The sequence below is a fragment of the Nguyenibacter vanlangensis genome, from assembly GCF_013376155.1.
Lineage (GTDB): Bacteria > Pseudomonadota > Alphaproteobacteria > Acetobacterales > Acetobacteraceae > Gluconacetobacter > Gluconacetobacter vanlangensis.
Window position 1 is genome coordinate 1 of record NZ_JABXXP010000077.1, and the last position, 8,927, is coordinate 8,927.

The following is an 8,927-nucleotide window of genomic DNA, read 5'->3' on the forward strand; positions in this document are numbered from 1 at the left end:
AGAGGTTCGTGCGCTGGCAGGGCCGCGACGGCACCGTGCTGAGCGGCCTGCTGGTCCTGCCGCCGGGACAATCGCGCGACCTGCCGCTGTTCACGCAGGTTCATGGCGGACCGTACGATGCCTGGGCACAAGGGTGGCTGGGCTCGTGGCATGACTGGGCGCGGATGCTGGCCAGCCATGGCATCGCGGTGTTCATGCCCAATCCTCGTGGATCGGATGGGCGCGGCACCGCCTTCGCCGAGGCCACGCGCGGCGATTGGGGTGGCGCGGACGCACGCGATATCCTGGACGGCATCGACATGCTGACCCGCCAGGGGGTGGCCGACCCTCGCCGCCTGGCGCTGGGGGGATGGAGCTATGGCGGCTTCATGGCCGCCTGGATGGCCGGGCACGAAAAGCGGTTCCTGACGGTGATCGACGGGGCCGGCATCACCGACCTGATGACGATGGCGCTTTCTACCGATGTCGGGCCCGGTTTCCTGCCGCCCTATTTTGGCGATCCGATCGACCGGGCGGCAGACTATGCGGCCCATTCGCCGATCAATGCGGCCAGACTGACGCACATGCCGGTCCTGCTGCTGCACGGCATGAGCGACGCACGCGTTCCGCCGGAGCAGGCGATGATATTCTTCAACAGCCTGAAGGCACAGGGCACGCGCGTGGAGCTGGTACGCTATCCCGATGCGCCGCACTGGTTCGGCGGCGCGGTCGGTGCCACGGTAGAGGAAGACGTGCAGCGCCGGGTTTTGGCCTGGCTGACGCCCATCCTGAGGCCGACCCCATGAGCGCGCCCCAGACATTGCGCCGGGCACTGGGCCCGGTGGACCTGGTGCTGCTGGGCGTGGGCTGCGTCGTCGGGGCCGGGATCTATATCCTTCCCGGTGTCGCGGCGGCGGAATATGCCGGGCCGGCCGTCACCCTGTCCTTCCTGGCCGCCGGGGCCGCCTGCGGCCTGACGGGGATCTGCTACGCCGAACTGTCGACCGCGATGCCCATCGCCGGCGCCTCATACAGCTACGTCAGCCGTGCGTTCGGGCCGGGGGCGGCCCTGTGGGTCGGCTGGATGCTGACACTGGAATTCCTGCTGGCCGGCGCGGCGGTCGCCACCGGCTTCGCCAGCTATCTGCAAAGCCTGCTGAGGGCGCTGGGGCACGGGCTGCCGGCGGCACTGATCCAGCCCAGCATGGGGTCGCCCGTCGGCATGACGGGTCTCCATGCCAATCTGACCGCATTCCTGTCCCTGATGCTGATCGCGACGGCGCTGGTGCGGGGGGTGCGGGAATCGGCCCGCGTCAACACCGCCCTCGTCGTGGTAAAGACGGGCGTTCTGCTGGTGTTCCTGGGCATCGGGATCGGCCATGTGAATCCCACCAACTGGTCGCCTTTCCTGCCGCCCTCCGAGGGCGGGTTCCGTTTCGGCGTGCCCGGCGTGCTGCGCGCCGCGTCGATCGTCGTCTTTGCCTATCTCGGCTTCGACACTGTCGCGACGGCGGCGGCGGAAGCCCGCTGCCCGGCACGCGACCTGCCGGTCGGCCTTATCGGAACGCTGCTGGCCAGCGCGCTGCTCTATGCCCTGGTTTCGCTGGTTCTGACGGGCCTGGCGCCATTCCGTGGCCTCGACGTGCCCGATCCGGTGGCGGAGGCCATGGCAGCGGTCGGCTATCCGCGCATCGGCATCCTGCTGCGGATCGGCGCGCTGACGGGCCTGGCATCGGTGATGCTGGTCAATACCTACGGCCATTCGCGCATCTGCTTCGCCATGGCGCGCGACGGCCTGCTGCCGGGCTGTTTCATGCGGCTGCACCCGCGCCACGGCACGCCGGGGCTGGGCATCGTGCTGGCCGCCACACTCGCGGGCCTGCTGGCGGCGTTGTTTCCCATCGGCGTACTGGCGGACCTGGTCAGTATCGGCACCATGGTCGCCTTTTCGGGCGTGGCGCTCAGCGCCATGCGGCTGCGCGTGGTCGCCCCGGACATGGCACGGCCGTTCCGCATCCCGCTGGGGGGCGTGCGGGCTTTCGGCCTCTGGCTGGGGGTGGTGCCGGTCTGCGCCCTGGTCGTGTCGGTGGGGACGATCTGCATCGTCCTGGCCGGGATCGGCCAGCAGGCGGCGTCCGGCCGGCCGTCGGCCGCCCTCTTCCTGCTGCTGTACCTGACGGCGGGAGCGATGCTGGCCCGCCGCCAGTCCCGCCGCCGCCGGGGTGAAGGTGCGGATAGGGGGCCCTGACCCCCGTCCCGCTTTTTTCAGGCGCCGGCCGAGATCACGCGGCCGAACGCCGCCATATCCTCGGCCACACGGCGCTGTTGCAGGGTGCCGCATGACAGCGCGTCATGCACCCCCTGCCAGTCCTCGGGGCCGTTATGCTGGCCCAGCCGGATCTGTCCCCGCAGCGTGTCGAGGCGGATTTCGAACCCTGCGATGCCGCCGAGCAGCCGGTCGATATAGGCTGCGACCTGCGCCGGCCGCCATGTCCCCCCGGCGGGCACCGCCAAGGCGCTACCGCGCTCCAGGATAGCGCGCAAGGCAGCCGCATCCTCGATCACGGTCGGAATGCCCGTCGCATGGACGGCGCTGTACAGCCAGGTCGGGACGCGCGGGCTGGTACGGTACCAATCCGGCGAAACGCCGGCATCGGCCCCCAGGAACGTCACCAGCACCGGCCGGCCGGCGGCCAGGCCGGCCAGTTGCGGATTACGGCGATCGAGATGGCCGATCAGCGTGCCCAGCGGCCCGCGACGACGATCCAGCAGCAACGGCAGATGACAGGCTTCGGGCGCATTGCCGTCGGCACCCGCCGACACGGTCACGACCGTACCCAGCCGCACGCGCGCGATCAGGTCGTGCAGGCATGCGGTATCGTCGCAAACATAGTCTGGCGGAACGTACATGGCACAGGGGCTTCCGGCTGAGTGGGGAACGCGTATCCTACCATCCGCGTGCCGGCGGGCCGTTGTCGCCGGGCCAGAACATGCCGCCATCGGGCGGGGATCGTCGCTGTTTCGGTCGTTCCGCGTCATGGCCCGACCGCTGGCCTCTTTGACCCTTTCCGACACGTCCGCCGCATCGGTTTCGACAAGAATGGGCTCAAAACAGCGGAGCCCCACAATCGTGACCTCAGCCCTCCCTCCAGGCCCCCTGGACCCCGAGATCGCGGCATTTCGCCGACATATGGCGCAGGCCGGACGGGATTTTCCGCCGTTTGAGACCCTGCCGCCCGCAACCGCCCGCAGCCTGGCCGCCCAAGCCCGCGCGACGCTGCCGGCCAGGGCGCCGGCCCTGGCCGACGTCAGCGACATTGTCCTTGGCGACACCATCCCGCCGCTGCACGCGCGAATCTTTTCCCCCGACCCGGCACCGGACGGCGTACTGGTCTATCTGCATGGCGGCGGGTGGACCATGTTCGGCCTGGATACGCATGACCGGCTGATGCGCGAATATGCGGCGGGGGCCAACATGGCCGTCGTCGGACTGGACTATGCGCTGGCGCCGGAATACGTGTTTCCCGTGGCGCTTGAACAGGTCCTGGATTGCCTGCGGACGCTGCCTGTCCATCTGCCCGCCCTTGGGGGCCTGCCGCTGTTCGTCGGCGGGGATTCGGCAGGCGCGAATCTGTCGCTGGCCGCCGCGATCGGCTTGCGCGACGCCGGAATCGCAACCAGGCTGCACGGGCTGCTGCTGAGTTATGGCGTGTATGACAGCGCCTGCGATACCCCGTCCTATACCCGCTTCGCCGGGCCGGATTTCATGCTGACGCGCGACGAGATGCTGTTCTTCTGGCAACGCTATATCCCTGATGCCGACCGGCGCACGCTGCCGCTGGCCTCTCCCCTCCGGGCGAATGTCGCGGATCTTCCGCCGGTGTTCATGACCATTGCGGAATGCGACGTGCTGGCGGACGAGAACCACGCCATGGCCGGGCGCCTGCGTGCCGCCGGCAATGCCGTCATCGCCCGGTCCTATCCGGGGACCATCCATTCCTTCCTCGAGGCGCTGGACATCTCGGGGGTGGCCGCCCGCGCGGTGGCCGAGCAGATCGCATGGCTGCGCGCGCGCCTCGCCGAATGCGAGCCGGCAACGTGACGCTGCGCCGGGGCCTGTTCCTGGCCCACCGTTATGTCGGGCTGGGCATTGCGCTGTTCCTGATGGTCGCGGCCGTGACCGGCACGCTCCTGACCTTTCGCGACCGCGTCGATGCCGTGCTGAATCCCGGCCTCTTTCGGGTCCCGGCGGGCCCGGTGCGGCCGGCGTCCGAACTGGTGGCGCGCGTCCTGGCCGACCATCCGTCCTGGCGCGTCGTGCGCTTTGCCATGCAACCGCATTCCGGCGAGGCGCTGCGGGCCGTCATGGTCCGCACGCCCGATGCGGCGCCCGACGACGTGTTCATCGACCCCCGCGACGGGGGCGTGACCGGCACCCGTACCCGGCAGGCAGGACTGGACCGGGCCCACGCGATGCAATGGCTGTACGATCTTCATGCCACCCTGGCGCTGGGCACGGCCGGGCGCCTGTTCATGGGAGCCATCGCCACCTGCTGGCTGGGCCTGACCGTGATCGGGTTGGCGATCACCCTTCCCCGCCGCCGGCCGCTGCTGGCAGCCTGGCAACCGGCCTGGCGCCTCAATCGCCAGACGCTGGGACGCCGCCCCTGGCCCGAACTGCACCGCGTGATCGGGCTCTGGACGATCCCGTTCATGATCGTGATGGCGCTGACATCGGTGGCGATGAATTTTTTCGACGAAGCTTTCGTGCCCGTCGCGACTTTTCTGTCGCCGCCCCGTGCCGGCTCGCCCTTCGCCGACGATGCGCCGCCCCCAGCCCCCCATGCCGGCCCGCTTCTGCGCTACGCGATAGCCGAGGCCATTGCCCGGACCTGGGCCGCGCATGCCCACCCCGACATGCTGCCGGTCGTCCTGACCGACGACCCGGCGCGCGATCTGTACGGGATATCCTTCGCGCCCGGCGGCACCGCGCTCTATACCGGTTTCGGACGGATCACCTGCCATATCGACCGGCATGACGGACATATCGCATGGATCGACGATCCGCATCTGGATGGTGCCGGCACGCTGGCGATCCGTGCGCTATATCCGCTCCATAGCGGACAGGTTGCCGGGTGGCCGACGATGGCCTGCGTGCTTGCGACCGGAATTGCCACCGGCTTCATGATCGTATCCGGCGTGCTGCCCTGGCTGAGGCGGCAGCGATCACTATCACCAGCGCGCCCAATGCGCTCACCTGGAAAATGACCGCGGACACGAAGGACGACGCATTGTGGTGCCAACTGAACTGGGATGACATTCCGCCGCCGCACGTCGGGCGATCAAGTGCTCGCATGTCACCTGGCCCAGCGACGAACGGCGGGGGCATCAGGACGCAGTGACGATTTCCGAGTGAGCGGGATTCGGTGCAAACGGGCTCTGAAACGGCCTGCCCATCACGCCGCTGACGGCATGGGGGATCGCGTTCGCCAGGAAAGCACCTCCGAAGACATAGGACACGAGCGCAAGCCAGGACATCTCAGGATCCCCTTGCCGGCAGGAGCTCAATGATCTCCTGGCTCGTGCCGGTCTCGCCGAGCCGCGGGAAGATGTTCCTGATACTGTAGTCATGCGCCTCGGGACGCATGTCGGTCATGGCGTCGCGCGCGAGGGTAACGTTGAAGCCCGCCTCATAGGCTTGACGCGCCGTCGCCTCGACCCCGGTTCCAGTCGCCACGCCCGCGATCACCACCTGGGTAACGCCCCGCGCTTTCAACTGAGCTTCGAGATCGGTAGTCGCGAAGGCACCCCAGCTCCGCTTCGTCGCTAGTGTCCTGATTCTGAAGTTTCGCTGATTTTGATAGTACGGAGGCAGAATCGCTTGACGGCTTGCAGGATGTCATCGGCGGACTTGGTCCATTTGAAGGGCCTGGGCTGTTCGTTATGGACGGCAATGAAAGCCCTGATGTCAGCCTCCAGGGCTTCTGTCGAACGGTGGATGCCGCGCCTGATCTGCTTTTCAGTGATGAGAGCGAAAAACCGCTCCACCTGATTGATCCATGAGGCCCCGGTCGGCGTAAAATGAACGTGCCAGCGCGGGCGCCTGGCCAACCAGTCACGGATTAGCTTCGTCTTGTGGGTGGCATAGTTATCCATCACCAGATGGATATCGAGGTCAGTCGGCACATTGGTTTCGATCTGGTCGAGGAACTTGCGGAATTCCGTGGATCGGTGCTTCGGATAACACTTTCCAATGATGGTGCCGGTGGCAATGTCGAGAGCTGCGAACAGCGAGGTCGTTCCGTGGCGGGTATAGTCATGTGTCCGCCGCTCGACCTGGCCGGGCCGCATCGGGAGCATGGGCTGGCTGCGATCCAGCGCCTGGATCTGGCTCTTCTCATCCACGCACAGCACCAGCGCACGCTCCAGCGGTGCCATATACAGGCCAACGATGTCGCGGACCTTCTCCACGAAGAAGGGATCGTTCGACAGTTTGAAGGTCTCTGTCCGGTGAGGCTGTAGACCAAACGCTTTCCAGATGCGATGGATCGTCGACGGCGCATATCCCACGGCCTGCGCCATTGAGCGCAGCGACCAATGCGTGGCATCGCGCGGTGTTTCTTCCAGTGTTCTGCGGATCGTCTCCGCGATCTCCTCGTCGCCGATCGAGCGCGGCGTCCCTGGCCGGGGTTCATCGTAAAGCCCGTCCAGACGGTCCGTCGCAAAACGCCGGCGCCACTTGCCAACCGTGTTGATGTCCGCACCCGTCAGGTCACGGATCGCTTTGTTCTCATGCCCATCGGCAGCGGCAAGGACTATACGGGCTCGCCGCGCAAGCGCCTGACCCGTCTTGCGCGCCCTTGCCAGAGACTCCAGTTCCTGACGCTCCAATGTCGTCAGTTCGATCGAAACCGCCGCACGTCCCATTCGATTACCCCTGCCATCAGGATAATCATATAAACTTCTCGATCAGGACACTAGCGTAGTTTTGGATACGCCCGGATGGGCGAAAATCACTCCCACTCGATCGTCCCCGGCGGCTTCGACGTAATGTCGTACGTCACCCGGTTCACCCCCTGCACCTCGTTCACGATGCGGCTGGCCACCCGGTTCAGGAACCCGATATCGAACGGAAACACATCCGCCGTCATGCCGTCGGTGCTGGTGACAGCGCGCAGGGCGCACGCGTAATCATAGGTCCGGCCGTCGCCCATCACGCCCACCGTGCGCACCGGCAGCAGCACGGCAAAGGCCTGCCAGATCGCGTCATACAGGCCCGCGGCACGGATCTCTTCCAGGAAGATCGTATCCACCCGGCGCAGCAGCGCTAGCTTGTCGCGGTCCACCGCGCCCGGAATCCGGATCGCCAGGCCCGGCCCCGGGAACGGATGCCGGCCGATGATGCTTTCGGGCATGCCCATCTCGCGGCCCAGCGCGCGCACCTCGTCCTTGAACAATTCGCGCAGCGGCTCGACCAGCTTCATCTTCATCCGCTCCGGCAGGCCGCCCACATTATGGTGCGACTTGATGGTCACGGACGGCCCGCCGGTATAGCTGACGCTCTCGATCACGTCCGGATACAGCGTCCCCTGCGCCAGGAAATCGGCGCCGCCCAGCTTCGCCGCCTCCTCCTCGAACACTTCGACGAACAGCCGCCCGATCGTCTTGCGCTTGGTCTCGGGGTCCGTCACCCCCTCCAGGGCCGACAGGAACAGGTCCGACGCATCGCGATGGATCAGCTTGATGTTGAACCGGCCGCGGAAGGTCTTGACCACCTCCTCGGCCTCGCCCGCGCGCAGAATGCCCGGATCGACGAAAATGCAGGTCAGTTGCTCGCCGATCGCCTCATGGATCAGCACCGCCGCCACCGAGGAATCGACCCCGCCCGACAGGCCGCAGATCACCCGCCCCGTGCCGACCTGCGCGCGGATGCGGGCAATCTCCATGTCGCGGAACCCGGCCATCGTCCAGGTGCCCTGGCAGCCCACCACGTCATGCGTGAAATTGCGCAGCAGCGCCGCGCCGTGCGGCGTATGCACCACTTCGGGGTGGAACTGCACGCCATACAGGCGCCGCCCCTCGTCGGCGATGATCGCATACGGCGCGCCCTCGCTGACCGCGACCGCACGGAACCCGGGCGGCAACTTCGTCACCCGGTCGCCATGGCTCATCCACACCTGCTCGCGCCCGCCCCGCGCCCAGGTGCCGCGAAACAGCGCGCAATCCTCGATGATGTCGATATGCGCCCGCCCGAACTCCCGATGCTCGTGCGTCTCCACCGCGCCGCCCAACTGGAGGCACATCGCCTGCTGGCCATAGCAGATGCCCAGCACCGGCACCGCCAGTGCGAACACCACGTCCGGAACGCGCGGCGCGCCCTCTTCCAGCACGCTCGCCGGCCCGCCGGACAGGATGATGCCCCGCGGCGCGAAGGCGCGGATCTTCGCGGGATCGGTCGAAAACGGCCAGATCTCGCAATAGACCCCGCTCTCGCGCACCCGCCGCGCGATCAACTGCGTCACCTGGCTGCCGAAATCCAGGATCAGGATCCGGTCCTGATGCAGCGTCTGCTCCAGCGCCCCCAGCGCCTCCGGCGTGCGCGGTTCGGATCCTGCTGTCTTGGCGATATCGGTCATCGTCGTTCTTTCGGTCACGGCATTGCGGTCATGACATTGCGGTCACGGGGCAGTCACGGGCGGGCTTGCATATGCCGGGCGGGCCATGCAAGCGCGGGATATGCGTCGATGACGGTTATAGCGCAACCCCGCATCGGGCGGGACCCTATGGCCCCCCGCCCCGCGACGGCCGATAATACCCCACCATCGTCCCCATCATCGCCCCAGCGTTCCGGAGCCCGATCCGTGCCCCATTCCCCCACACTCCCGACCACCCTCCTGGCCGCCGCCCTGCTCCTGGCCGCGATCCCCTCCGCCCGGGCCGGCGCGGCC

Annotated in this window: 8 protein-coding genes; 4 read left to right on the top strand and 4 right to left on the bottom strand. The window is 67.3% G+C overall.

What is annotated here, in order from left to right:
• Both HUK84_RS06470 and HUK84_RS06475 read left to right on the top strand, forming a co-directional pair.
• A partial coding sequence (locus HUK84_RS06470) for an alpha/beta hydrolase family protein (RefSeq protein ID WP_176639551.1) occupies positions 1–785 on the top strand: 785 nt, incomplete at its 5' end.
• A complete protein-coding gene (locus HUK84_RS06475) occupies positions 782–2,227 on the top strand; it encodes an amino acid permease (protein WP_176639552.1) in 1,446 nt (481 codons plus the stop codon). The genes HUK84_RS06470 and HUK84_RS06475, both read left to right, overlap by 4 nt.
• Positions 2,228–2,244: 17 nt before the next feature.
• Here HUK84_RS06475 and HUK84_RS06480 read toward each other — a convergent pair whose 3' ends face one another.
• A complete protein-coding gene (locus HUK84_RS06480) occupies positions 2,245–2,889 on the bottom strand; it encodes an FMN-binding negative transcriptional regulator (protein WP_176639553.1) in 645 nt (214 codons plus the stop codon).
• A 220-nt stretch (positions 2,890–3,109) separates the two neighbouring features.
• Here HUK84_RS06480 and HUK84_RS06485 point away from each other — a divergent pair, with 220 nt between their 5' ends.
• Both HUK84_RS06485 and HUK84_RS06490 read left to right on the top strand, forming a co-directional pair.
• Complete coding sequence (locus HUK84_RS06485) at positions 3,110–4,081, top strand: alpha/beta hydrolase (protein ID WP_176639554.1); 972 nt, start codon at positions 3,110–3,112, stop codon at positions 4,079–4,081.
• Positions 4,078–5,247: a PepSY-associated TM helix domain-containing protein gene (locus HUK84_RS06490; RefSeq protein WP_176639555.1), complete on the top strand. Its 1,170-nt coding sequence runs from the start codon at positions 4,078–4,080 to the stop codon at positions 5,245–5,247. The genes HUK84_RS06485 and HUK84_RS06490 overlap by 4 nt, the downstream gene beginning before the upstream one ends.
• 271 nt (positions 5,248–5,518) lie before the next feature.
• Here HUK84_RS06490 and HUK84_RS06495 read toward each other — a convergent pair whose 3' ends face one another.
• From HUK84_RS06495 to guaA, 3 genes are all read right to left on the bottom strand, one after another.
• Positions 5,519–5,857 (bottom strand): isochorismatase family protein, encoded by a 339-nt coding sequence (locus HUK84_RS06495; protein WP_374729277.1) that lies wholly within the window; start codon positions 5,855–5,857, stop codon positions 5,519–5,521.
• A complete protein-coding gene (locus tag HUK84_RS06500) occupies positions 5,806–6,906 on the bottom strand; it encodes an IS630 family transposase (RefSeq protein ID WP_176639556.1) in 1,101 nt (366 codons plus the stop codon). The genes HUK84_RS06495 and HUK84_RS06500 overlap by 52 nt, the downstream gene beginning before the upstream one ends.
• 86 nt (positions 6,907–6,992) lie before the next feature.
• A complete protein-coding gene (guaA, locus tag HUK84_RS06505) occupies positions 6,993–8,615 on the bottom strand; it encodes a glutamine-hydrolyzing GMP synthase (protein ID WP_246285462.1) in 1,623 nt (540 codons plus the stop codon).
• Positions 8,616–8,927 lie beyond the last annotated feature (312 nt).